The 24340-nt window shown below is 69.3% G+C and carries 19 protein-coding genes; 13 read left to right on the forward strand and 6 right to left on the reverse strand.

What is annotated here, in order from left to right:
• Positions 1-80: 80 nt before the first annotated feature.
• Together ACFYRU_RS07775 and ACFYRU_RS07780 are read left to right on the forward strand one after the other, a co-directional pair.
• Positions 81-596: an AAA family ATPase gene (locus tag ACFYRU_RS07775; RefSeq protein WP_387654355.1), complete on the forward strand. Its 516-nt coding sequence runs from the start codon at positions 81-83 to the stop codon at positions 594-596.
• Between the two features lie 32 nt (positions 597-628).
• Positions 629-2737, forward strand: coding sequence for a molybdopterin-dependent oxidoreductase (locus ACFYRU_RS07780; RefSeq protein WP_387654358.1), 2109 nt, complete (start codon positions 629-631; stop codon positions 2735-2737).
• Here ACFYRU_RS07780 and ACFYRU_RS07785 read toward each other — a convergent pair.
• Positions 2697-3710, reverse strand: a complete 1014-nt coding sequence (locus tag ACFYRU_RS07785; protein WP_387654361.1) for a LacI family DNA-binding transcriptional regulator — start codon at positions 3708-3710, stop codon at positions 2697-2699. The genes ACFYRU_RS07780 and ACFYRU_RS07785 overlap by 41 nt on opposite strands.
• 263 nt (positions 3711-3973) lie before the next feature.
• Here ACFYRU_RS07785 and ACFYRU_RS07790 point away from each other — a divergent pair, with 263 nt between their 5' ends.
• The 6 genes from ACFYRU_RS07790 (at position 3974) to ACFYRU_RS07815 (ending at position 10606) form a co-directional block, all read left to right on the forward strand.
• Positions 3974-4723, forward strand: coding sequence for a sugar phosphate isomerase/epimerase family protein (locus tag ACFYRU_RS07790; protein ID WP_387654364.1), 750 nt, complete (start codon positions 3974-3976; stop codon positions 4721-4723).
• Positions 4720-5817 (forward strand): Gfo/Idh/MocA family protein, encoded by a 1098-nt coding sequence (locus ACFYRU_RS07795; RefSeq protein WP_387654367.1) that lies wholly within the window; start codon positions 4720-4722, stop codon positions 5815-5817. The genes ACFYRU_RS07790 and ACFYRU_RS07795 overlap by 4 nt, the downstream gene beginning before the upstream one ends.
• Positions 5814-6416 (forward strand): SGNH/GDSL hydrolase family protein, encoded by a 603-nt coding sequence (locus tag ACFYRU_RS07800; RefSeq protein ID WP_387654369.1) that lies wholly within the window; start codon positions 5814-5816, stop codon positions 6414-6416. The genes ACFYRU_RS07795 and ACFYRU_RS07800 overlap by 4 nt, the downstream gene beginning before the upstream one ends.
• Positions 6417-6485: 69 nt before the next feature.
• Positions 6486-8918: a glycoside hydrolase family 2 protein gene (locus tag ACFYRU_RS07805; RefSeq protein WP_387654371.1), complete on the forward strand. Its 2433-nt coding sequence runs from the start codon at positions 6486-6488 to the stop codon at positions 8916-8918.
• A gap of 91 nt (positions 8919-9009) precedes the next feature.
• Positions 9010-9738 (forward strand): 3D domain-containing protein, encoded by a 729-nt coding sequence (locus ACFYRU_RS07810; RefSeq protein ID WP_387654373.1) that lies wholly within the window; start codon positions 9010-9012, stop codon positions 9736-9738.
• A 4-nt stretch (positions 9739-9742) separates the two neighbouring features.
• Entirely contained in the window at positions 9743-10606 is an 864-nt protein-coding gene (locus ACFYRU_RS07815) for a polysaccharide deacetylase family protein (protein WP_387654376.1), read from the forward strand.
• Here the strand turns inward: ACFYRU_RS07815 and ACFYRU_RS07820 are convergent.
• Both ACFYRU_RS07820 and ACFYRU_RS07825 read right to left on the reverse strand, forming a co-directional pair.
• The gene (locus ACFYRU_RS07820; protein ID WP_387654379.1) at positions 10593-12047 is read right to left on the reverse strand and encodes an NAD-dependent succinate-semialdehyde dehydrogenase; all 1455 of its coding nucleotides are present in this window, start codon (positions 12045-12047) and stop codon (positions 10593-10595) included. The genes ACFYRU_RS07815 and ACFYRU_RS07820 overlap by 14 nt on opposite strands.
• Positions 12048-12081: 34 nt before the next feature.
• Positions 12082-13176 (reverse strand): MsnO8 family LLM class oxidoreductase, encoded by a 1095-nt coding sequence (locus ACFYRU_RS07825; protein ID WP_387654381.1) that lies wholly within the window; start codon positions 13174-13176, stop codon positions 12082-12084.
• A 289-nt stretch (positions 13177-13465) separates the two neighbouring features.
• Between ACFYRU_RS07825 and ACFYRU_RS07830 the strand changes: the two genes are divergently transcribed.
• The 4 genes from ACFYRU_RS07830 to ACFYRU_RS07845 all read left to right on the forward strand — a co-directional run bounded on the left by ACFYRU_RS07830 (position 13466) and on the right by ACFYRU_RS07845 (position 21072).
• The gene (locus tag ACFYRU_RS07830) at positions 13466-16402 is read left to right on the forward strand and encodes a type 2 lanthipeptide synthetase LanM family protein (RefSeq protein ID WP_387654384.1); all 2937 of its coding nucleotides are present in this window, start codon (positions 13466-13468) and stop codon (positions 16400-16402) included.
• A gap of 39 nt (positions 16403-16441) precedes the next feature.
• Positions 16442-16654 (forward strand): hypothetical protein, encoded by a 213-nt coding sequence (locus ACFYRU_RS07835; protein WP_387654387.1) that lies wholly within the window; start codon positions 16442-16444, stop codon positions 16652-16654.
• Between the two features lie 100 nt (positions 16655-16754).
• Positions 16755-19679, forward strand: a complete 2925-nt coding sequence (locus ACFYRU_RS07840) for a helix-turn-helix transcriptional regulator (protein WP_387654389.1) — start codon at positions 16755-16757, stop codon at positions 19677-19679.
• Positions 19680-19821: 142 nt separating this feature from the next.
• On the forward strand, positions 19822-21072 hold the full coding sequence (locus ACFYRU_RS07845) for an ROK family protein (protein ID WP_387654392.1): 1251 nt from the start codon (positions 19822-19824) through the stop codon (positions 21070-21072).
• 41 nt (positions 21073-21113) lie between these two features.
• On the opposite strand, the gene ACFYRU_RS07850 is transcribed toward ACFYRU_RS07845, so the two are convergent.
• Positions 21114-21656, reverse strand: a complete 543-nt coding sequence (locus ACFYRU_RS07850) for a CGNR zinc finger domain-containing protein (protein ID WP_387654395.1) — start codon at positions 21654-21656, stop codon at positions 21114-21116.
• A gap of 81 nt (positions 21657-21737) precedes the next feature.
• Here ACFYRU_RS07850 and ACFYRU_RS07855 point away from each other — a divergent pair, with 81 nt between their 5' ends.
• The gene (locus ACFYRU_RS07855; RefSeq protein ID WP_387654398.1) at positions 21738-22892 is read left to right on the forward strand and encodes an epoxide hydrolase family protein; all 1155 of its coding nucleotides are present in this window, start codon (positions 21738-21740) and stop codon (positions 22890-22892) included.
• On the opposite strand, the gene ACFYRU_RS07860 is transcribed toward ACFYRU_RS07855, so the two are convergent.
• Positions 22863-23642 (reverse strand): alpha/beta fold hydrolase, encoded by a 780-nt coding sequence (locus ACFYRU_RS07860; protein ID WP_387654401.1) that lies wholly within the window; start codon positions 23640-23642, stop codon positions 22863-22865. The two genes, ACFYRU_RS07855 and ACFYRU_RS07860, sit on opposite strands and share 30 nt — an antisense overlap.
• Complete coding sequence (locus ACFYRU_RS07865; protein WP_387654404.1) at positions 23563-24312, reverse strand: DUF998 domain-containing protein; 750 nt, start codon at positions 24310-24312, stop codon at positions 23563-23565. Before ACFYRU_RS07865 ends, ACFYRU_RS07860 begins: the two co-directional genes overlap by 80 nt.
• Positions 24313-24340: the final 28 nt, after the last annotated feature.

Consider the following 24340-nt stretch of genomic DNA (forward strand, 5'->3'; position numbering starts at 1 on the left):
AACCTCTTACAAACTAGGGTTTTCGACAAGAATCGCCGTCACCCGCCCAAAACCGTCGCGGCACGTGGCACGATCACCGCATGGAGTCCGAGGGGGTGATCGTCGTCAGTGGAATCATGGCGGCGGGGAAGTCGTCGGTGTCCCAGATGCTCGCCGAGAGATTCCAGTACGGCGTGCATCTGCGGGGGGACGTTTTCCGGCGGATGATCGTGAGTGGACAGGCCTCGATGGCCGACGACGTGATCGCGGCGCAGCGCCAGTTACAACTGCGCTACCGGCTCGCGTGCCTGGCCGCCGACGAGTACGCACGGGCCGGTTTCACCGTGGTCCTGCAGGACGTGGTGATCGGTGAGTTGCTGCGCGAGTTCCTGGACGGGATCCGCACCCGGCCGCGCTACCTCGTCGTCCTGACGCCGCGGCCGGAGGTGATCTCGGACCGCCTCGGCGGCGCGCACCATCTGGTCGACGAGCTCGATTACGAGCTGCATGCGTTCAGTCCGCGGCGCGGCCTATGGCTCGACAACTCGGACCTCTCGGTCGGCGAGACCGTGGACGCGATCCTCGGCCGGCTCGACGAGGCGCGCTTCGACTCGTAGCGGTCGGAGCTACCCGGGGGTAGTTTTGATGGATGACCGTACGGCGGACGTCCTGCAACCTGTGCGAAGCGATCTGCGGTGTGCTCGTCACCGTCGAGGAGGGACGGGTCACCGACATCCGCGGTGACGAGTCGGACCCGTTGTCCCGCGGTCACATCTGCCCGAAGGCGGTCGCACTCCGCGACCTGCAGGAGGACCCGGACCGGCTGAGCACGCCGGTACGACGGACGCCCGACGGCTGGCAGCCGATCGAGTGGGACGCGGCGTACGAACTGGTCGTCGAGAGGCTGACCGCGGTCCAGCGCGAGCACGGCCGGAACGCGGTCGGCGTGTACCTCGGCAACCCGAACGTGCACAGCCTCGGCGCGCTCACGCACATGCCGACGATGGTCCGGCAGTTGCGTACCCGGAACAAGTTCAGCGCGACCTCGATCGACCAGCTGCCGCAGATGCTCTCGTCGTACCTGCTGTACGGGCACCAGTTGATGGTCGCGGTACCGGACATCGACCGGACCTCGTACCTGCTGATGCTCGGCGCGAATCCGCTCGCGTCGAACGGCAGCATGATGACCGCGCCGGGATTCGGGAAACGCCTGAAGGATTTGCGGAAACGCGGCGGAAAAGTCGTCGTCGTCGATCCGCGCCGGACCGAAACGGCGGCAGTTTCCGACGAACATCATTTCGTCCGGCCGGGAACGGACGCCGCATTCCTGCTGGCGTTGATCCACGAGGTGATCGCGCAGGGATTCGCGCGGCCGGCGGAATACGTCGACGGTCTCGCCGAGGTCGAGGCCGTGGTGGAGAAATGGACCCCGGAGCGGGCGGCCGCGATCACCGGCATCCCGGCGGACGTGATCGAACGGGTTGCGCGCGAGTTCGGAGCGTCGGAACGGGCGGCCTGCTACGGCCGGGTCGGGGTGTCGACGCAGCAGTTCGGCGCGATCTGCCAGTGGGCGATCCAGGTGCTGAACATCATCACCGGAAACCTCGACCGGCCCGGCGGCACGATGTTCCCGCGGCCGGCGGTGAATCCGTTGCTCGGCCTCGGCCGCGGCCATGTCGGTGTCTGGAAGAGCCGGGTCCGCGGACTGCCCGAGTTCGGTGGTGAGCTGCCGGTGTCGACGATGGCCGAGGAGATCCTGACGCCGGGCGACGGCCGGATCCGCGCGATGGTGACGATCGCCGGCAATCCGGTGCTGTCCACCCCGGACGGACGCCGGCTGGACGAGGCGCTGGAGTCGCTGGACTTCATGGTCGCGATCGATCCGTACATCAACGAGACGACCCGGCACGCCGACGTGATCCTGCCGCCCGCACCGCCGCTGGAGCGGGAACACTACGACATCGTCTTCCACCAGCTCGCGGTCCGGAACACGGCCCGCTGGAACGACGCCGTACTCCCCAAGCCCGCCGCGGCCCGGCACGACTGGGAGATCTTCCGCGACCTGGGTCTGGCGCTGGTACGGCGTACTCCCTGGAGCCGGCGGCGCGCCGAGGTGACCGCGCGGCTGCGGTTGTCGCCGCGCCGGATCGTCGACGCCGGGCTCCGGATCGGGCCGTACCGGCTGTCGGTCGGCAAGCTGCGCCGATCGCCCGGCGGGATCGACCTCGGACCGCTGCAGCCCGCGCTGCCCGGAGCCCTGCACAAGAAGTCCAAGCGGATCGATCTTGCCCAACGGATGATCCTCGACGACCTCCCCCGGCTCGACGCGTTGCCGACGCTCGACGTAGGCGAGTTGCTGCTGATCGGACGACGGCACCTGCGCAACAACAACTCGTGGATGCACAACTCCGCGCGGCTGGTGAAGGGCCGGCCGCGGCATCAGCTGCTGATGCATCCCGACGACCTGGCCACCCGCGACCTCGCCGACGGCCAGCTCGTCACGATCACCTCCGCGGCCGGGTCCGTCCAGGTGGAGGTTGCCTCCAGCAACGACATCATGCCGGGTGTGGTCAGCCTGCCGCACGGCTTCGGCCACAACCGCAACGGGTCCCAGCTCTCGGTCGCGAGCCAGGTCCAGGGCCCGAGCGTCAACGACATCACCGACGCGGCCCTCACCGATCCCACCGCCGGGACGGCGGCAGTGAACGGCGTACCGGTCACCGTCGAGGCGTGTACCGCGCCGAGCTCTCCCGGATGATCAGCAGCGGCGTCGAGTACAGGTGCGACTGTGGCTGCGCACCCGCGAGCAGATCGAACAGGCGCCGGCTGACCTCGGCGCCGTACCCGACGATGTTGTGACTGAGCGCCGTCAGCGTCGGGTGCGTGATCCGGCAGAGCGCCGAGTCGTCCCACGCGACCAGCGTCAGGTCATCCGGGATGCGTAGCCCGAGCGCCTGTACGACAGCCAGTCCGGCGACGGCCATCAGGTCGTTGTCGTAGACGATCGCGGTCGGACCGCCCGCCAGTGCGTCCCGGGTGGCCGCGGCGCCCTGTGCGGCGGAGTAGTCGGTGTGCCGCGTGGTCGCGGTCAGCCCGAGCCGCCGTACGGCCGTGTCGAAGGCCTGGTCGCGGATCCACACGTCACCGAACTCGGGCGGCCCGGCGATCCGCGCGATCACCTTGTGGCCGAGCGACGCGACGTGGTCGAGCGCCGCGTTCATCGCCGCCGTACTGTCCGTCCACACACACGGCATCCCCTCGGCCAGCGCCGGATCCCCCACCAGGACGGCAGGCAGCCCGAGTTTGCGCAGCACCGGGATCCGCGGATCGCCGACCCGCAGGTCGACCACGATCACCCCGTCGACACGGCGCTCCGCGGCCCACTTCCGGTACGTCGCGAGCTCCGCGCCGAGATCGGCCACCACCTGCAGGGACAGCGCGTACGAGCGCTCCGCGAGCACCGACTGGACGCCGCCGACGAAGCCCATGAAGTACGGCTCCTCGATCAACGTCTCCGGAGCCCGGGCGAGCACCAGCCCGAACGTCTCGCTGCGCGCCGCCGACAACTGGCGAGCCGCCGTGTTCGGCACCCACTCCAGTTCGGCGGCGACCCGGAGCACCCGCGCGCGGGTCGCGGCCGAGACACCTGGGCGGTTGTTCAGCGCGTACGAAACGGCACCTGACGAGACCCCGCAACGCCTGGCGATCTCCTTGATGGTCACACGAGACACGACACCCTCCTCACCGGGCGTCCGGACGGGCGGGTCCGGACCATTCAGTGTCCCGCAGCCCGAACTCTCTGTCATCACTTGAACACGAGCGGTGAGTATTTGATCAAACTCAGAAATCTCAGGTGACCGCCCAGTCGTTGGGCGGAGGGTGGTGTGGACGGGCCGCGGTGGGATACGGTTTCCCTCGTTACTTAACCGGTTCGGCTCACCAGTCGGCGCAAACCCCAGGGCAGCGGGTGACGCGCCGCCGACAAGGAGAAACCATGGTCGCAAAGGACCACCTGTCCCTCCAGCTGTACACGGTCCGGGGCAAACTCGAAGAAGACTTCGACGGCACCCTGGCCCGCATCGCGGAGCTCGGCTACACCAAGGTCGAGCCCTTCGGTGTGACCGCCTTCGCGGACCGCCTCGCCGACGCGCTGCCCAAGCACGGACTGTCGGCCCCGACCACCCACGCCGGCCTGCTCCGCGAGGACAGCGCTCCGATCTACGCCGCCGCGAAGCGGCTCGGCATCACGACGGTGATCGACCCGCACACCGATCCGGCCCGCTGGCAGTCGGCGGACGAGATCAAGGTGATCGCCGATGGCCTGAACAAGGCCGCCGCGGAGGCCGCCGACCAGGGCATCACGGTTGGATACCACAACCACCACTTCGAGCTCGAGTCGAAGATCGACGGCGTGCACGCGCTCGAGATCCTGGTCGACAACCTGTCCGACCAGGTGATCCTCGAGGTCGACACGTACTGGGCCGCGGTCGGCGGCGCGGACGTACCGGCGCTGCTGAAGAAGTTCGGCGAGCGGGTCACCGCGATCCACGTCAAGGACGGCGACGGGACGCTGGACAACAAGGCGCAGGTCGCGGTCGGCGACGGCAGCATCGCGGTCCGGGACATCCTGGCCGCGGCACCGCAGGCGCTGCGCGTGGTCGAGCTCGACGACTTCTCCGGCGAGATCTTCGACGCGGTCGAGGGCTCGTACAAGTTCCTCACCGGAGAGGGCGCACCGGAATGAGCTCTGTTGGCGTAGGTGTGATCGGCGCCGGGGTGATCTCCGACGCCTACATCAAGAGCATGCAGAGCTTCCCGGACCTGAAGGTCGTCGCGATCGGCGACCTCCGGCCGGAGGCGGCCGCGGCCAAGGCCGAGGAGTACGGCATCGAGACCCACGGGGGTCCCGAGGTGGTGCTGAGCAACCCGGACGTCGAGATCGTGGTCAACCTGACCATCCCGGTCGCGCACGTCGAGGTCGCGCTCGCAGCCGTTGCCGCCGGCAAGCATGTGTGGAGCGAGAAGCCGTTCTCGCTGGACCAGGAGAGCGGCCTGAAGCTGCTCGCCACGGCCCAGGACGCGGGCGTCCGGCTGGGTTGCGCACCGGACACCATCCTCGGCCCGGGGCTGCAGGAGTCCCGGCGGATCATCGAGCGCGGTGACATCGGTACGCCGCTGACCGCGCTGACGCTGATGCAGTCCCCCGGTCCGGAGTCCTGGCACCCGAACCCGGCGTTCCTGTTCCAGGAGGGCGCGGGCCCGCTGTGGGACATCGGCCCGTACTACCTGACCACGCTGGTGCAGCTGTTCGGGCCGGTCGCCGCGGTGGCGGGCATCGGGTCGAAGTCGCGGGAGAAGCGCACGATCGGCTCCGGTCCGCTGGCGGGGACCGACTTCGACGTGACCGTGCCGACGCATGTCAGCGCGATCGCGAAGTTCGAGTCGGGGCAGTCGTCGCAGAGCATCTTCAGCTTCGACTCGCCGCTGTCGCGGTCCGGGTTCGTCGAGATCACCGGCACGGACGCGACGCTCGCCGTACCGGACCCGAACGGGTTCGACGGCGCGATCAAGATCCGCCGGCGCGGCGCGGAGGACTGGGAGACGGTCGCGGAGACCAAGGCGGTCGCACAGCGCGGTACGGGCGTGCTGGAGATGGCTCGCGCCATCCGGGCCGGCCGGCCGCACCGGGCGACCGGCGCGCTGGCGTTCCACATCGTCGACGTGATGGCGTCCGTCACCGACTCGATCGACACCGGCGCGTTCGTCGACGTACAGAGCACCGTCGAGGTCGCACCGATCCTGCCGGACGACTGGGACGTCACGGCGGCCACCCTGTGAGTATCGTTCTGGATCCCCGGCGGACCGTGGTGTTCGCCGGGGACTCGGTCACCGACTGCGGCCGCCGTACCGATCCTTCCGGACTCGGTGACGGCTACGTCCGCAATCTCTACGACGATCTCGGCGCCAACCGGCCGCCGATCGTCAACGCCGGCATCAGTGGCAACCGGGCGGTCGATCTGGCCGCCCGGTGGGCCACCGACGTGCTGGCGCACGACCCGGCGCTGGTGTCGATCCTGATCGGGATCAACGACACCTGGCGGCGGTACGACGAGAACGACCCGACGACGGCGGAGTCCTTCGAGGCGTCGTACCGGTCGCTGCTCGACGCGCTGTCCTGCCCGGTCGTGCTGATGGAGCCGTTCCTGTTGCCGGTGAAGGACGGGCAGCAGGAGTGGCGCGAGGACCTCGACCCGAAGCTCGAGGTGGTCCGCAAGCTCGCCGTCGAGTACGGCGCGATCCTGGTGCCGACCGACGTCGAGCTGACCAAGCAGGCGGCGGCGGTCGGACCTGCCGCGTTGGCAGGCGATGGCGTACACCCGTCGGCCGCGGGCCACCGTGCCCTCGCCGACCTGTGGCGCCAGTACGTCCTCGACTGAGCCTTCTTCCCCTTTCTGAGCGGGAGCAGCGCAGTTTCACTAAACCGGTTCATCCCCTGGAGCCTCACTGTGACATCACTCAAGACCTTCGACCTGACCACCGACGGCGGTGCTGCCTGGACCGTGCGAGCCGTCGAGGGTCCGGCCCCCGACGGCCTGATCGGCCGCGCGATCGCCGCGACCGTACCCGGTGAGGTACACACCGACCTGCTCGCGGCCGGCGAGATCCCGGACCCGTTCGACGGCGACAACGAGGCCAAGCTGCACTGGATCGGGCGGACCCGCTGGAGCTACACGAGTAGCTTCAGCTGGGTCGCCGACGGCAACGACCGCCAGGAGTTGGTTGCCGAGGGGCTGGACACGGTCGCGACCGTCACGCTGAACGGGCAGGAGCTGGGCCGGACCGCGAACCAGCACCGGTCGTACCGCTTCGACGTCACCGGCGTACTGGTTGCCGGAGACAACGAGCTGACGATCGAGTTCGAGGGTCCGGTGACCGCGGCCGAGGCGGAGCGGGAGAAGCGCGGCAGCTGGCCGCACACCAACCTGCACCCGTACAACGAGCTGCGCAAGATGGCCTCGAACTTCGGCTGGGACTGGGGACCGGACGTCGCGACCGCGGGTATCTGGCGGCCGATCCGGATCGAGTCCTGGTCCGGTGTCCGGATCTCGTCGGTCCGCCCGCTCGCCGGCGCTGACGGCGTTCTCAGGACTTTCGTCGAGTTGGACTGGGCGGACGGTGCGGCCGACGCAACTGTCGCCGTGGAGGTCGGAGGCACGCAGGAGTCGGCGACGGTCAAGCCCGGCACCGAGACCGTCGAACTGGTGAACACCGTTCCCGCGGTGGAATTGTGGTGGCCGCGTGGGTACGGCGAGCAGCCGCTGTACGACGTGACCGTGACGGTGAACGAGGACGACTGGCACAGCCGAGTCGGGTTCCGGGACATCACCGTGAACGTTGCCCCGGACAACGACGGGACCCCGTTCGTGCTGTCGGTGAACGGGAAGCCGGTCTACGTCCGCGGCGCGAACTGGATTCCGGACAACGCTTTCGTGACCCAGCTGAACGCTTCGATGTACCGGACCTCGATCCAGGATGCGGTGGATGCGGGCATGAACCTGCTGCGCGTCTGGGGCGGCGGGATCTACGAGAGCGAGCTGTTCTACGACGTCTGCGACGAGCTCGGCATCCTGGTCTGGCAGGACTTCCTGTTCGCGTGTGCGGCGTATTCCGAGGACGAGCCGCTGTGGAGCGAGGTCGAGGCCGAGGCGCGCGAGGCGGTCACGCGGCTGAGCCGGCACGCGAGCCTCGCGGTGTGGAACGGCAACAACGAGAACATCTGGGGGTACGTCGAGTGGGGCTGGCGGGTCCCGCTGGCCGGCCGGCCGTGGGGCGCGGGGTACTACCTCGACCTGCTGCCGCGCGTCGTGGCGGAGCTCGATCCGCGGACGCCGTACTCGGCCGGCAGCCCGTACTCGTTCGACCAGTTCATCCACCCGAACGACGACCGGCACGGCACGATGCACATCTGGGACGTGTGGAACCAGGTGGACTACACGACGTACCGGAAGTACCGGCCGCGGTTCGTTTCCGAATTCGGCTTCCAGGGGCCGCCGGCTTGGTCGACGCTGACGTCTGTGGTGCACGACGTACCGCTCGATCCTTATGGCTCGCAGATGCTCGTACATCAGAAGGCCTTTGAGGGAAACCTGAAGCTCGAGCGTGGGCTCGGCGAGCACTTGCCGATGTGGAAGGACATCAATGACTGGCATTGGACGACGCAGCTGAACCAGGCGCGGGCGGTTGCCTACGGCATCGAACACTTCCGGTCGCTGTTCCCGTTGAACACCGGCGCGGTCGTGTGGCAGCTGAACGACAACTGGCCGGTGGTGTCCTGGGCAGCCGTCGACGGGCACGGGATCCGCAAGCCGTTGTGGTACGCGTTGAAGCGCGTGTACGCGGACCGGCTGCTGACGGTGCAGCCGCGCGAGGAGGGGCTGGTCGTTGCCGCACACAACGACACCGACTCGCCGTGGACGACCGAGGTGACTGTTACCCGACGATCGACCCTTCAAGCGGGCGATCTGGCCCAGGAGACGTTCGCGATTCAGATCGCGCCCCGCTCGGCCGTGGTGAACGATCTTCCGGAGTCTGTCGCCGTCGCCGCCAAGCCTGCGGAGGAATACCTCGAGGTGCGGGCCGGCGACGGCGAGACGGCGTACTGGTACTTCGTCGAGGACACCGCCCTGCAACTGGCGGGCGACGCCTACACGGCGACGGTCTCGGCCACCGACGCCGGGTACGACGTGACCGTGACGGCGACCGCGCTGGCAAAGGACCTGGCGCTGTTCCCGGACCGGCTCGACGCGGCGGCCCGGGTCGACTCGTGCCTCGTGACCTTGTCCGCGGGCGAGACGCACACGTTCCATGTCACCGGCGCGAGCGCTCCGGAGCAGGTCGGCGTACCGGTGCTGCGGTCGGTCAACGACCTGCTGAACTGATTTACGTCGAGACCTTGACTAAAGGTGCGGCGGGACCGCTACTTGAGGGTGAAACCCCTTGGTCCCGCCCCACCTCGGAGGTCTTGCCGTCATGCGCACTCTCGCCGTTGCCCTGCTGAGTCTCGCCTCGTTTCTCACAGCTCCCGCTGCTTCCCTGCCGGCTTGTCAGCACTTCTACACCGGCCCGATCCCCGACCGGCCCGTCTCCGGCGGTCACGGCAACGGGACGACCGCGCCGCCGTACGACGTCAGCAGCCGGCTGCCCGCGCCGGGTGGGATCACCGGCGGCCTCGGCAGTGACGGCAAGGTGACGTTCACGTTCAACCGTGTGCCGGGCGCGAAGGCGTACCGTGCGTTCCGGAACGGCCAGGCACTGCAGTGGATCAGTGACTGGGGTCAGCCCACACTGCAGGTCACGGACGCGAGTCCGTGCAACGGCGCGCACTACCAGGTGTACGCGATGTCCTCGGAGGACACTGCGGCGTCGTCGATCGGCCAGATCAGTACGTCGTACCGCTTGGACTCCTCGAACCGGCTGGCGGCGTACCGGCTGCCCGTGGGTACGACGCTGAACTACCGCGTTTCGGCGTACAACGACGTCGCGCAGACCGCTCTTGGCTACAACGCCGGCACCGGGATCTGTGCAGTGGACGCACGGAACATCCCGTGGGGTACACGGCTCTACGTGCCCGGCTACGGGCACTGCTACGCGGCCGACATCGGCAGCTGGATCAAGGACGACATCGTGGATGTCTGGTTCCCGCCAGGACCCGATGCGGACAACTGGGGGATCCAGCGTCTGACCCTCACCGTAGAGTGAACGGGTGACTTGGGGGAAACGTGTTGCAGTCGGTGCCCTGCTACTGACGCTTGTCGCGTGCAGCGACACCAAGCAGACCGCCGGTGTCGCTCCGCAGACCCGTGCACCGGTCGAGCCTGTCCATACCGGTAAGCCGGTGCGGCCGACGCTGGCGCCGGTACAGGTACGCCCTGGTACGTCGGTCAACGCCAGGGTGATGCCCGTGCTCGTCCACGGGCCGCGGGACAAGAAGGAGATCGCGTTGACGTTCGACGCCGACCTCACGGCCCTCATGCGGCGGCGCCTGATTTCCGGCAAGGTCAAGTCGTACTACAACGCCGCCCTGATCCAGGAGCTCCGCACGTTGAAGGTCCCGGCGACGCTGTTCCTCACCGGGATGTGGATGGAGCAGTACCCGCAGGTGACCAAGGAGCTGGCAGCAGACCCGCTCTTTGAGCTTGGCACGCACACGTACGATCACCGCGGTTTCACCAAGAACTGCTACGGCCTGGGGACAGTGCCACCCAGCCAGATGCTGTCCGACGTACAGCGGGCCATCGTGGAGCTGGACCACGCGGATCCACACGCGACCAGGTGGTTCCGCTTCCCCGGTGACTGCTACGACGCGACCGCCCTGCATGAACTGGCACCGGCCGGCGTCACCGCGGTCGGCGGAGACGTACCCGGCGGAGACGGGTTCACCAAGTCCGCACAGCCCATCATCAAGCAGGTCCTGGACCACGTACAGAACGGCTCAATAGTCGTCCTCCACATGCACGGCGGCGACAACGCCCCCTACACCGCCCAAGCCATCGCCCCCATCGTCCGCGAACTCCGCGCCCGCGGCTACCACCTGGTGACAGTGACCCAACTCGTCAGCCGACGTTGATCGCGACGTACTTGATTTCCAGGTACTCGTCGATGCCTACGCTGCCGCCTTCGCGGCCGAGGCCGGATTGTTTTACGCCGCCGAAGGGCGCTGCGGGGTTGGAGACGATGCCTTGGTTGAGCCCGATCATGCCGGCCTCGAGGCGTTCGGAGACGCGCAGGGCGCGGCTAAGGTCGTTGGTGAACAGGTAGGAGACCAGCCCGAACTCCGTCGCGTTTGCCATCCGGACCGCGTCGTCCTCGGTCTCGAACGCGGTCAGCGGGGCGACCGGCCCGAAAATCTCCTCCCGCTGCAACCGCGCACTCTCCGGTACGTCGGCCAGCACCGTCGGCGGATAGAAGTACCCGTTGCCGTCAGCAACCGTTCCGCCGGTCAGCGGCCGGGCGCCCCGCGCGATCGCGTCGGCGACCAGGTCGGCCACCTTGTCCCGCTGGGTGGCGTCGATCAGCGGCCCGACGTCGACGCCCGGCTCGGTGCCGCGGCCGACCTTCAGCGCGGCCATCCGCGCGGTCAGCTTCGCCGCGAACGCGTCCATCACCGACGAGTGCACGTAGATCCGGTTGGCCGCCGTACAGGCCTCGCCGCCGTTGCGCATCTTGGCCAGCATCGCGCCGTCGACCGCCTTGTCCAGGTCGGCGTCGGCGAACACCAGCAGCGGCGCGTTGCCGCCGAGCTCCATGCTGGTCCGCAGCACCTGACCAGAGGCCTGTTCGAGCAGCTTGCGGCCGACCGGGGTGGAGCCGGTGAAGGACAGTTTGCGCGCGCGGCCGTCGCGGATCAGCGGCTCCATCACGCCGCCGGCGTCCTGCGTCGTGACCACGTTGAGCACACCGGCAGGCAGACCTGCCTCGGTCATCAGCTCGGCCAGCTTCAGCATCGACAACGGCGTCTGCGCGGCGGGCTTGATCACCATCGTGCAACCGGCCGCGACCGCCGGGCCGATCTTGCGGGCGCCCATCGCGGCCGGGAAGTTCCACGGCGTGATCAGCAGGCACGGGCCGACCGGCTGGCGCATCACCAGGAAGCGGCTCGCACCGTTCGGCGCGATCTGGTAGCCGCCGTCGATCCGCACCGCCTCCTCCGCGAACCAGCGGAAGAAGTCGGCCGCATAGGCGATCTCGCCCTTCGACTCGGCGACCGGTTTGCCCATCTCCAGCGTCATCAGCAACGCCAGGTCGTCGGCCCGCTCGGTCATCAGCTCGTACGTCCGGCGGAGGATCTCGCCCCGTTCGCGTGGCGGTGTCGCGGCCCAGTCCGCCTGCGCGGCGACCGCCGCGTCCAGGGCGGCCTTGCCGTCGGCCGGGCTCGCATCGGCCACGTCGCACAGCGTCGTACCGGTAGCCGGGTCCTCGACGGCGAACGTCTTCCCGGCCGCGATCCACTTGCCGCCGATGAACAACTCGGTCGGACAAGCCTCGACAACTTCCCGCTCTCGTGACATGAGCCTGCCTTTCGACTATTCGGCAGTACCCAGACTAGGCGGTGGCTATCAGCGGCCTTGCGAACCTCGGGACGGTGCGGACGTTGCGGGTCAGACCGGCCGCGACGGTACGCAGGATCGACGAACGGACCAGGCCGTCGAAGGCCAGTGGGACGAGCATGACCTCGTCCGCTGTCGTCTCCCGGACCAGCTCTCCCAGCTCGGCCGCCACGGTCGTACGGGAGCCGACGATGTGGCCGGGGTCTTCCAGTAGCCGCTCCGCGCGACCACGCTCGCGGCCGGTCGCAGGTGGCTCCAGCAACGCCATGAGCTCACCTGACGATGCCCGTGGTCCGGCAGCTGCCAACCGCGACTTCACCCGGACGTACTCGGTGAAACGGACCACGGCCTCCTCGTCGGAGTCAGCCGCGACCACCCCGACTGTGACGGCAACGTACGGAAGTACCTTCGGCCCTGTGGCCTGGAAACACTCGCGGTAGGCCGCGGCCGCTTCAGGCAACCGTTTCGACAAGAACACCGGCAGCCCTCGTACGGCGGCTGTGACCGCGGTAGCGGGTTGATCGGCCACCACGAAGACGGGCGGTGGCAGGCCGGCCAGCGACAGTCGTACGTCGCCTATCGGCACGCGGCCGGGCGTACCGTCACGCAGGAACCCGCACAGCTCATCCAGCCGCTGCGCGAACGTACCGCGAGCACCCCCGGCGAGAGCGGCGGCAGTACTAGCGGCGATGCTGCGCTGCTCCGCGACCGCGAGGTCGATCCGGCTCGGGTACGCAGCGGCGAGCGCAGCGAACTGTTCAGCCACGACCAAGGGCTGGTGGTTAGTGAGCAGCAGGCCACCGGCACCTAGCCGGATGCGGTCCGTCCTTGCGGCCAGTATTGCGGCGAGAACGGCCGGCGCAGCGCCGCCGACACCTCGGACACCGTGCTGTTCGCCTACCCAGAACCGGCGATATCCGAGGTCGTCGGCGGCCAATGCCACCTCTGCGGTTTCCCTGAGCGCGGCCGCAGCCGACTGACCGGGCAGCTGCGGAACGACGTCCAGGACCGAATGGGCCGAGACAGGCAATCCGGGAGCGACAGGGGTGAGCACTGGTTCACCGTCGCAGCGCGGGCCTATCCGCCGCATGGGGACTGAACCCCCATCTTCCGGCCGCCGAGCCCCCAGTTCGTGGGCCTTCCGGTCGGTCCGAATATGGGTGGTCGCGGCCCTTGCCGAGACAGGCCGCACGCGGGCATCGTTCCGCTCGTGCCGCCGGCTTTCCACCAAGAGCCGACCGGCCGGGCTGCTGTCGCGGGGTGTTCAACCCCCAGTCGTCACCCCGCGGCAGACACCGCCCGTAACGCCCCGTGTGCGGCGCAAATATGGGTGCCGATCACCCATGCCCCGGCCCGGGGTGCGATGACAGCCTGAGCGCGTGATCGACTCCGCGACCCGCACCGACCGGACGGACACCTGGTGGTCCGCCGGGCTGCGGCCGCAGGAGCTGACCCACGCACTGACCGCCCCTGCCTGGGCGGCGTACGTGGAACGCAGCACCTCTCTCCCACCGAGCGCGCCTGCCGCCGGTCGAGACCCTGCAGGGACCGGTGTCACCGGCGGCCACACGTCAGGTGGGGCGGCCGCGGCAACGGATGGGTCCGGCACGGACTGGCGGCAGGCGCTCATGCGTTGCCTGGAGCCGCTGCTGGACTCCGCCCGCCAGGACCTGGCCGCGGCGGGCCACAGCGGCGTACTGGCCGAGGCGTTCCTGCAACGGCTCGGCCTGCGGCTGGTGAAGCTCGCCGCGCGCACGCTGGTCCTGGAGCTCGCCCGGGCCCGGGACCGCGGCGAGCTGGCCGGTGACACGCCCGCCGAACGCTTCCTGGACTTCACCCACCGGCTCGTCGGAGGGAGTGAGCTGGCGGAGTTCCTGGCCACCTACCCGGTGCTGGCCCGGGTCCTGGGCGAGTCGTGCCGTCAGGGTGTCGAGGGTCACCTCGAGCTGCTGGCACGGCTCGCCGAGGACCGTGAGTCACTCGTCACCGGGCTGCTGAACGGCAGGGACCCCGGCGCACTGACCGCGATCGAGCCCGGCGGTGACCCGCACCGCGGCGGGCGCTGCACCGCGATCCTGACCTTCGAGGACGGGCAGCGGCTGGTGTACAAGCCCCGGCCGCTCGAGCTGCACGGGCACTTCAACGCGTTCGTGGACTGGCTGAACGTCAAGACGGCGCTGGGTATCCGTACGGTTCGCCTGCTGCCTCGTGACGGGTACGGCTGGCTCGAGTACGTGGTACACGAGCCCTGCGAGGACGCTGCCGGCGTACGGCGGTTCTACCACCGCCAGGGCGCGTTGCTGGCGCTGCTGTACGTGCTCGACGGCACGGACATGCACTTCGAGAACCTGATCGCCGCGGGCGACCAGCCGGTGCTGGTGGACGTCGAGACGCTGTTCCACCCCAGCTACGTCCCGTCGAATGCCTTGGGCAACGACCCGGCGCAGCGATCGCTGCTGGCCTCGGTGTACCGCACCGCCCTGCTGCCGCTGCTGGTGTCGAGCGAACACGGCGTCGCGGACATCTCCGGGCTCGGCGGTGACGCAGGGTCGTCGGCATCGATGAGCGAGGTCGACTGGGCCGACGCCGGGCTGGACTCGATGCACCTCGTCCGGCGTCCCGGGCAGACGCCCCGCGCCGCGAACCGGCCGCTGCTCGACGGGCAGCTGACGGAGCCGCGGGAGCACGAGATCGCTGTACTCACAGGGTTCCGGAGCGCGTACGAGGCGATCGCCAGGCACCAGGACGAGTTCCTCGGACCGGACGGGCTGCTCGGGCAGTGCGCCACGGACCAGGTCCGCTTCGTGCCGCGCAGTACGCGCCTCTACACGAGTCTGCTCGACGAGTCGACGCACCCGGACGCACTGCGCGACGCAGCCGGCCGCAGCCAGCTGCTCGACCTGCTGTGGGATGCGGACGAGTCACTGCACGCCATCGTCCCGTTCGAGCTCGCCGACCTGTGGGCAGGCGACGTACCGCTGTTCACCGTCCACCCGAACAGCCGCGACGTGTGGTCGTCCGACGGCACGCGCGTCGCCGACGTACTGGCGACCAACGGTCTGTCAGCCGTCGAGGACAAGATCAAGAACCTCGGCGACGTCGACGAGCACCGGCAGACGTGGCTGATCTCCGCCTCGCTGGCCACTCGTCCGGAGCCGATCCGCCACGTGAGCACGGTGACCCGACCCCACGTGGGTACCGACGAAGCAGACCCTGACCGTCTCCTCGCAGCCGCCACGAACCTCGCCGACGAGGTCGTCGCCCAGGTGATCAGCGAACCCGACGGCGCCGCCAACTGGCTCGGCCTCGAACTACTGGACGACCACCACTGGACCGTGAACTCCATGGGTGCGGGCCTTTCCAACGGTTACACCGGTACGGCGCTCTTCCTCGCAGAGGTCGGCGCACTGACCGGGGCAAGCCTGTACAGCGAGCTGGCACGTGATGCGATCCGTCCGATCCCACGGCTGCTGGAGGCCCTTGCCGGAGACCCGGAGTCCGCGCAGCTGATCGGACCTGGCTATCACGGTCTGGGTGGGATCAGCTACGGCCTCCACCGGCTGGCCGAGCTCTTGGCCGACCCTGACCTCAACACCTGGCTCGAGGCATCGCTGGAGCTCAGCGAACGCCTCGTCGCCGACCCCGCTGACTTCCCGTCGTACGCCGAAGGTGCGGCGGGTGGACTGGCCGCAATGCAAGCAATAGCAGGCTTTCCGGCCGCCGGCCGGCTGGCCGAGCGCTACGCGGACCACCTGGTAGCCACTGTCGAGAGCGGCCTCCGTGGCCGAGTAGCAGCGGACCACGGCTTCGCTCGTGGCTATCAGGGGATCGCGTGGGCGCTCGGGCAGTACGGCGTACCAGGCGACCGGTACCTCGACGCTGCACGCGCGGCAACTGATCTGGACCGCCGGAACGGTCCAGCCGGCCATGGGTGGTGTTCGGGTGATGCCGGCACCACCCTGGCGCGGGCCACCGCGGGAGTACCCGCGGACCTCGACGCCTACCTGAGGTCCGCAACCGAACGGCCGGTGCTCGCCGACCTGAGTCTGTGCCATGGCGAGCTCGGCGCGGTGGAGCCACTGGTGTGGCTCGCCGGACGTGAGTACCCAGCCGCAGAGGCGGCCCGACGACGTCGGGCAGGGCTGGTGCTCGCGGTACTAGAGCAGTACGGACCGCAGTGCGGAACACCCAACGCCGTGCCGTCTCCAGGCCTGCTGACCGGTCTGGCTGGAATCGGCCACGGACTGCTCCGTCTTGCGTTCCCCGAACGGGTTCCGTCCGTGCTGCTGCTGCAACCATCCGCCGGGTCGAGGTGAGGTACAGCACCGGACCCACTGTGTGACAAGGGGAACGGCATGACCGCCCAGCACCACGATGTACAGCACGAAACTCCGGCAGCCGAGCAGAACGCGGCACCGGACCGCACCGATCCGCTCGGACCGATCCTGTTGCCGAAGCGCAACAAGGTCGGAGCCCGGGCGATGGCCCTCGCCGGGGTAGTCGGCATCAGCACGATGGCCGTTGCAGTGATGGCTCCCAACGGCCTGCCCTGGACCGTCAGCGGCTGAGCCGGCTGACACCAGCGAACGTTTGACCGAGGGCCGGCGGGGGCCGGCCCTCGGTCAAGCTGTCTGCGGTGACAGCAATTCCTCGTTAAGGTTGGCAACCATGCAGACCCGTTCGCCCACCGTGGTAGGCAGAGACCGGGAGATCGAGACCCTTCAGCGCCTACTGGCCGGAGCGCGCAGCGGCCACGGTGGTGCGATCTTCCTGGTGGGCGAGCCCGGGATCGGCAAGACCAGGCTGGCCGCGACGGCCACCACTCAGGCTCTCGACACCGGCATGGCCATGCTGCGTGGACGGGTCGGCGCGATCGGCACGATGGTTGCTTTCCGCCCGTTCACCGAGGCACTCCTCGCGTTGATCCGGCGCGGCGAGATGCCCTCGACGGAAGGCCTCGGGCCGTACCGGCAGGTGCTCGGCCGACTCGTTCCGGACTGGGACGACGGCACTGCGCACGACACCGCTGCGTCACCGGTCGTACTCGGAGAGGCAGTGCTGCGGCTCCTCGCACTGGTGGGCCGCGACCGCGGCTGCCTGCTGGTGCTCGAGGACCTGCACGGCTCCGACCCGGAGACGCTGGCCGTGATCGAGTACCTGCTCGACAACCTGGAGGACCAGCCGATCACGCTCGTGGCGACGCTACGGTCCGAGACGTGCGCGGCCTACGAACTGGCCAGGTTGTCGGCGCAACGTGGCGCCGCCGAACTGGTCGAACTGCAGCCGTTGCAGCGCAGTGAGGTCGCTGAACTCGCGGCCGGTTGTCTGGAGGTTCCGGTCGACAGCGTGCCGACGCAGTTGGCCGGGCAACTGTGGGACGACAGCGCCGGAATCCCTTTCATCGTTGAGGAACTGCTGCAGGAGGCGAACCGCAGCGGACAACTGGTGGCCGGTCCGGACGGCAGCGTGCAGGTCGTCGACGACCTGCACACGAACGTCCCACCCGCAGTCGTACGCAGTATCAGCAGCCGGACCGCTCAGCTCGGCCCGCAGTCACGGGACATCCTCGTGCTGGCCGCCGTGATCGGGCACCGGTTCCCGCTGAGCGTCGTCCGCGCCGCCACGGGCACCGACGAGCGTTTGCTGTTGGCAACACTCCGGGCCGGCGTCGCCGCCCAGCTGGTCGGGCCGGACGAGCCGGCCCCGGACTGGTACGCGTTCCGGCACCCACTGACGGCGGAGTCGCTGCTCGCCGGGCTGACGCCGACCGAACGATCAGCATTGGCCCGGCGCTGCGCGGACGCGGTCGAGCAACTGCATCCGGGCCTGCCGGGCGAGTGGTGCCCGATGGTCGCCGAGCTCGCCGAGACCGGCGGCGACACCGTGCGCGCCGGCAGGTTGTTCGCCACGGCCGGGCGACGGTCGTTCGACGACGGCTCGACCGGGTCGGCGGCCAATCTGCTGGACCGCGCGAACACCTTGCTGGCCGCGGATCCCGACATCGGGCACCGGGCCGACGTGCTCGGCGCCCTGCTGCTCTCCCTCAGCGCGACCGGGGGCTTCGAGCGGCTGGCCGTGCACGCCGCGACCGTCGACGAACTGGCCGACCGCAACCTGGACAGCCGCAAGGTCGCCGCGCTGCATGTCCAGCTCGCGAACGCGGAGATGGTGGCCGGCCGCTGGGCGGCCGCGCTCCAGCACGTCGCGACCGCCCGGTCCCTGCTCGGCAGCGACGCCGGCGACGCCGACCTCGCGCCGGTCGACGTGGTCGCCGCAAATCTGGAGTTCGCCCGCACCAACCCCGGCCGGCTGAAGACCACCGCCGAGCTGGCGACCCGCGCCGCGGCGGCGGCCGAACGCGCCGACCTGCCCGAGGTTGCCTGCGAAGCCCTGCAACTGCTGGGCATCCTGGCCCGCGAGGACGACCTCGACCTCTCGATCGACTACTTCCACCGGGCCCGGCAGATCGCCGAGGACCACCAGATGACTCTCCAGCGGGTCGTCTCGCACATGCTCCAGGCGGTCAGCGTCTACCTCGCGGACGGCAGCATCGACGAGTTGGAACGGTCCCGGCAGCAGGCGCTCCGGATCGGCGCGATCACCCTGGTCTACGACGTGGACGGCATGCTCGGCCAGCAGCTGATCCTGCGGGCCGAGTACGCGCGAGCCGGAGCGATCATCGACGAATGCCTCGAGGTCACCCGCCGGCTCCGGCTGGGCCGTTCGGCGACGTTCTTCCTGGCAACCAAGGCGATCCTGGAGGCACACCAGGGCCACCGGTCCGCCATGGAGGCGACGCTGGCCGAAGCCGCGAACTGGGGCGGCGAGCGTGCGTCGTACGAGCTGCCGTACTCCTACGGTCTGGGCCGGACCTTCTGCGCGCTGCTGGAGGAGAATCGCGAACTCGCCGACTCCGAGCTGGCGCAGGCGCTCGCGTACGACGCTCAGAACCCGACCACATTTCATACCTCTGGCAAGAACGGTCTGGCGCTGCTGCTCGGCGTGCTCTCCGGACGCAACAGCTGGGCGCACTTCGAGGCAGTCACCGCGACCGCGGCGAGCGGGATGCGGTGGAACAGGCAGTTCGTGCAGCTGGCCCACGCCGTACTGCTCGGCCGCGACGGCCAGGTCGAAGCGGCGAACGCCAAGGTGCGGGAGGCGATCGAGACCGCCTCGCTGTTCCCGATGGCGCGGCATCTCGGTCTGCGGTTGGTGGCCGAGCCGGCCGCGGCGGACGGCTGGGGCGAGCCGGTCGCGTGGTTGCGGCTGGCCGAGGACTACTTCCACACCGCGGGCATCGCGACGGTGGCGAGTGCGTGCCGCGGGCTGATGCGGCAGCTCGGAGCGACCGTCTCCCAGCGGCGGACCGGGTCCGACCAGGTTCCGGCGTACCTGCGCCAGCTCGGGATCACCACCCGGGAGTACGAGGTCTGCCGGTTGCTGGTGGACCGGATCGGGAACAAGTCGATCGCGTCCCGGCTGCACATCTCGCCCCGGACCGTCGAGAAACACGTGGCGAGCCTGATGACCAAGACCCAGCAACCGGATCGGGAGGCACTGAGCAGTTTCGCCCGGACCGTTCTTCAGGACTGAACAGTCCCGATTCCGGGCAGGGTGCGTGTACTGGAGCATCCGGCCGCCCCGGAGTGGTAGTTGTCGACTCACGCACCGGCATCCGCCAGCCGAAGCGCCGAATGGACAGTATTTACGAACGCTCGCTCTCTATACTGTGCGAGTGGCAGGCAAGGGGTCGGACATGGGCAAGGGAACGGTCGGCGGCGGCGGTACGACGATGCTGCGGCGGATCAATGTCGCCGCGGTCCTGGATGCGGTCCGCCGGTCCGCACCCGCACCGCTGCGCGTCGCCGAACTGGTCGAACGCACCGGGCTGGCCCGGCCGACGGTCGCCCAGGCCGTCGACGAGCTGCTCGACGCCGGCTGGCTGCAGCAGCACGGCCCCGACTCCGCGGACCGCTCGCTCGGCCGCCCGGCCATCCGCGTGTCACTCCGCGGCCGCGCCGCGCCGGTGCTCGGGCTGGACGTCGGCCCGCACCGGGTGACCGTCGGCGTCTCCGACCTGGCCGGCCGCAAGCTCTCGCTGGTACGGCGCTCCGGACCGGGCTGGACCGCCCAGGAGCTGCTCGGCGTCATCGGCGAGGTCATCACCGAGGCGCTCGCCGAGGCCGACGTACCGGCTGAGGACGTCGCCGCCGCGGTCGCCGCGAGCCCTGGCATCGTCGACGAGCACACGGGCCGCGTGCAGCTGGTCCCGAGCGTTCCGGGCTGGTCTGCGGTCGACCTGATCAAGCACGTCCGCGGTCTGCTCGACTGCCCGGTCATGCTGGACAACGACGCCAACCTGGCCGCGCTGGCAATCGCTGCGGCCCGTGGTGGTACGGGCACGCTGCTGGCGGTTCAGTGGGGCGAGCGGCTCGGTGCGGGCATCGTCATCGACGGACGGCTGCACCGGGGTACCGGGGCTGCCGGTGAGATCGGGTTCATCGCCACGGACACCGACGACGTGATCAACCCCGACGACAGCCGTGGGCCGCTGGAGCGGGCGGTCGGTTCGGAAGCGATCGCCGCGCTCGGCCGTCAGGCGGCGCTGGACAACCCGCAGTCGCGGCTGGCCGAACTCGGCGGAGAGCAGCTCGACACCGCGGACGTGTTCGCCGCCGCGGCGGACCGTGACCCGGTCGCGCAGGCCGTCGTACAGCAGGTCGCCCGTACGTTCGCCCGCGCACTGGCCCCGTCCGTACTCGTGCTGGACCCGACTGCCGTCGTCATCGGCGGCGGTGTCGCGCGCGCAGGCGCCGTACTGCTGGACGCCATCGCGGACCAGCTGCGGCTCCTCACCCTCAACCACCCGAAACTGGAACTCTCCGCCCTGGCCGAGGACGCCGTCGTAACCGGCGCAATGCGCATGGCCCTGGACGAGGTATGGCAGCGCAAACTCCCCACGCCCGCCATGACCAGCACTACCTAGGCCTTCCACGACCTTCGCTGGCGGACCTGGCGGAAGGCAGGTCAGTGTTTGGCGTTGAAGCGGGCTTTTTTCTGGCGGTTGCCGCAGGTGTTCATGTCGCACCAGCGGCGGGTGCGGCTCTGGCTGGTGTCGAAGAAGGCCGCCTGGCAGGTCGGGGAGGCGCAGAGCGCCAGCCGCCCGTCGCGTTCGCCGGCGATGATCGCGATCGCGTCGGCGGCGATCACGCTCAGGGCGTCGTCCACTGAGCCGATCCGCCATTCCCGCCGGCCCTCGGGGGTCAGGACGGCCGCGGCTCGACCCTGGGCGCTACGGTCGTTGATGACCTGGACGGCGGCCGCGGGGAGGGAGTCCTGGAGCGCGGCGGCGGTCGCGGCCGCGTGGATCGACTCGCGCAGTTCCCGCGCGAGGTCGAGTTCAGCGGCCGTGCACGAGTCCACGGCCAGGCCGTAGACAGCCAGCCAGTCGACGAACCGCTCCGGCGTCGGAATCCGCTCGACCGGCTCGCCGCGACGCTCGGACAGGGTCCCGGTGAAGCTCGTCGCCAGCACCGTACCGAGACGGAAATCAGGGAAACCGGCAGGCATGGAACCACCTTAGCCGGTTGCGATCCGGCCGGAGAACCTGTTAGAACCGTCTTAGCCGGTTCCAACAACCCGGAGGATCCGATGAACGACGTGCAAGCATTCGAAGCCCACGCAACCGACGCCGACCTCGAGGAGCTGAAGAAACGCTTGGCCGCCGCCCGGCTCCCGGAGGCCGAGACGGTCTACCGCCCTGCGCCCGACCCGCGCCGGTGGGACCAGGGCGTCCCGCTGGCCGACCTCGTCGACGTCGTGAACTACTGGCACACCGACTACAACTGGCGCCGGTTCGAGGAGCGCCTCAACCAGCTCGGCCAGTTCCGTACGACCATCGACGGCCTCGGGATCCACTTCCTGCACCGCCGCTCCGCTCGCGCGGATGCCACGCCCCTTCTCCTGACGCACGGCTGGCCGGGCAGCATCGCGGAGTTCGTCGACATCGTGGACGAGCTGGCAGAGCCGAAGGACGGGCCTGCGTTCCACGTCGTCGTCCCGTCGCTCCCAGGCTTTGGCTACAGCGACAAGCCGGCCACCACCGGTTGGGGTACTGAGAAGATCGCGGCCGCCTGGGTCGAACTGATGGCACGGCTCGGCTACGACAGGTTCGTCGCCCACGGTGGCGACTGGGGCGGCAACATCACCACGGTTCTCGGCGGCCGGTTCCCGGAGCAGGTGCTCGGCATCCACACGACGTTCGCGCAGGGACCGCCCGGGCTGACGACCGACGGGCTGACGGACGACGAGCGCAGGTGGACGGAGGAGACGTACGACTTCTGGCACCACCGCGCGGCGTACGCGAAGCAGCAGGCGACCCGGCCGCAGACGATCGGCTACTCGCTGGTCGACTCACCGGTCGGGCTGCTCGCCTGGATCCTCGACAAGTTCGCCGACTGGTCGGACACCGCGGACAGCCCGTTCGAGCGGATCTCCAAGGACCGCATCCTCGACGACGTCACCCTGTACTGGCTGACGCGGACCGGGGCCTCGGCCGCCCGCATCTACTACGAGAGCCACAACTCGCTCGACCCCGAGCTCAAGGTCGACGTTCCGGCGGCCGTCACCATCTATCCCGCCGACATCGAGAAGTACCCGCGCCCGTGGTCAGCACAGCGCTACCGGCAGATCGTCCGCTGGAAGTCACCCGCCACCGGCGGACACTTCCCTTCGCTGGAGGTCCCCGAGTACTTCGTCGACGACCTGCGCGAAGGCCTAGCGGCAGTGCTGGCCGCTGGCCGGTAGCGGCTTCTTGACGGTGGCAGCGATCGCGTCCGGACGATCCAGGTGCACGAGGTGCGCCGAGTCGGGCAGGACTTCCACCGTCCCGTTCAAGGCAGCCGCCAAGCGCTGCTGACCTGCCAGCCAGCCTTTGGCGGTGAAGCGGGAGGTGCCGCCTGTCGCGACCAGGAGCGAGGTGGGCGCGACGCTGTCGATCGGCGCGGCGACGAGCTTGCCTACCTCGGCAGCCAGCTCCCAACTGCCCGCGAGCTCGTCCCAGAACAGCAGCCACGAGTCGCGCCCGCCGTACCTGCTCTGAGCGGTCGCTCGGGAAAGCAGGTCGTGGTTGGACATGCTCCCGAGCCGCACGATCAGCCGCCGTACGGCGGGTCCAAGACGCTGCGGTACGCCGACTCTCCCGAGGAAGCGCGCCAGTGCCCGCACCGCTCGGTCACCAGGCTGCCCCGGATAGAACGGGCGCCACCCGGTCTCCGACGTGAGGCTGCTGTCGACCAGTACGAGCCGTGTCACCTCGTCCGGACGCGTGAGCGCCCAGCGGAGTACGGCGAGCCCGCCGATCGAATGGCCGACCAGTCCGAGCTCCGCGCCGGGCGGTACGCCGGCGGCGGCGCGCAGCGTGTCCACGTCGGAGGTGATCGGCGTACGCCACGGATCGATGACACGTACGTCGTCATCAGGCAGCAACTCGACGACCCGGGCGAACTCCTCCGGAGTTTCGGCCAGGCCGGGCACCACGATCCAGGTCACGGTCATTGGTACAAGCGTGCCTCAGGGCTGGTAACAATGTCCCCAGCATTAGGCAAACGAGGAGTACCGAGACCCGCTGCAAGATACCGGGTGCGTCCAGGTCGTCACCCGCAAGCACATCGCGGCCCGTCTGGAGCCCCAGCCACGTCTGCGACACCGCGACCGCAGCAGCCAGCAGTGCGACCACCTTGCTCCAAGCGCCGCCCCAGCCCGCCTTCCGGAGTACGAGCACCGCAAAGACGCCCATGGCGATGCTGCCGAGGCCCGCGATCGTCGACGTCACCTCATGCAGCACCAGATCGACGCCGGTCTGCCCATTGGCCTCCGCCGCCCGGCAGGCAGCACTGGCCGAGGGCGCACAGTCCATCGGCGACAACGAGTCGAACAACGTACCGAGCCCAAAGGCGGCCGTACTGATCAGCAGACCGGCCAGCTCCCGCTGCCCACGCACAGCCGGCCGGGAGAGCTGTACGGCGAGCAGGAGCAGCACCCCGGTCGACAGGTCCATTGCCCGCGCCAGGAGGCTCGTCGGCTGGTCCAACGCACCCAGCTCGCTCAAGAACGAGTGGTGGACGTCCAGCGGGAAGCCCGCGGCGGCTTCCAGCAGCAGACTGCAGTAGAGCACCGCAGCGGCAAGCATGAGGTTACGGATCAGGCGGTAGGGCACGTAGACCATGTCAACACCGTTGCATGTCAACCAAAGT

It is taken from the genome of Kribbella sp. NPDC004536 (assembly GCF_042873835.1).
GTDB lineage: Bacteria > Actinomycetota > Actinomycetes > Propionibacteriales > Kribbellaceae > Kribbella.

Excerpts from the sequence above, each read along its gene's own strand:
- ACFYRU_RS07775 (WP_387654355.1), top strand. The coding sequence starts at position 81 with ATGGAGTCCGAGGGGGTGATCGTCGTCAGTGGAATCATGGCGGCGGGG.
- ACFYRU_RS07780 (WP_387654358.1), top strand. The coding sequence starts at position 629 with ATGACCGTACGGCGGACGTCCTGCAACCTGTGCGAAGCGATCTGCGGT.
- ACFYRU_RS07790 (WP_387654364.1), top strand. The coding sequence starts at position 3,974 with ATGGTCGCAAAGGACCACCTGTCCCTCCAGCTGTACACGGTCCGGGGC.
- ACFYRU_RS07795 (WP_387654367.1), top strand. The coding sequence starts at position 4,720 with ATGAGCTCTGTTGGCGTAGGTGTGATCGGCGCCGGGGTGATCTCCGAC.
- ACFYRU_RS07810 (WP_387654373.1), top strand. The coding sequence starts at position 9,010 with ATGCGCACTCTCGCCGTTGCCCTGCTGAGTCTCGCCTCGTTTCTCACA.
- ACFYRU_RS07820 (WP_387654379.1), bottom strand. The coding sequence starts at position 12,047 with ATGTCACGAGAGCGGGAAGTTGTCGAGGCTTGTCCGACCGAGTTGTTC.
- ACFYRU_RS07825 (WP_387654381.1), bottom strand. The coding sequence starts at position 13,176 with ATGCGGCGGATAGGCCCGCGCTGCGACGGTGAACCAGTGCTCACCCCT.
- ACFYRU_RS07835 (WP_387654387.1), top strand. The coding sequence starts at position 16,442 with ATGACCGCCCAGCACCACGATGTACAGCACGAAACTCCGGCAGCCGAG.
- ACFYRU_RS07840 (WP_387654389.1), top strand. The coding sequence starts at position 16,755 with ATGCAGACCCGTTCGCCCACCGTGGTAGGCAGAGACCGGGAGATCGAG.
- ACFYRU_RS07850 (WP_387654395.1), bottom strand. The coding sequence starts at position 21,656 with ATGCCTGCCGGTTTCCCTGATTTCCGTCTCGGTACGGTGCTGGCGACG.
- ACFYRU_RS07855 (WP_387654398.1), top strand. The coding sequence starts at position 21,738 with ATGAACGACGTGCAAGCATTCGAAGCCCACGCAACCGACGCCGACCTC.
- ACFYRU_RS07860 (WP_387654401.1), bottom strand. The coding sequence starts at position 23,642 with ATGACCGTGACCTGGATCGTGGTGCCCGGCCTGGCCGAAACTCCGGAG.
- ACFYRU_RS07865 (WP_387654404.1), bottom strand. The coding sequence starts at position 24,312 with ATGGTCTACGTGCCCTACCGCCTGATCCGTAACCTCATGCTTGCCGCT.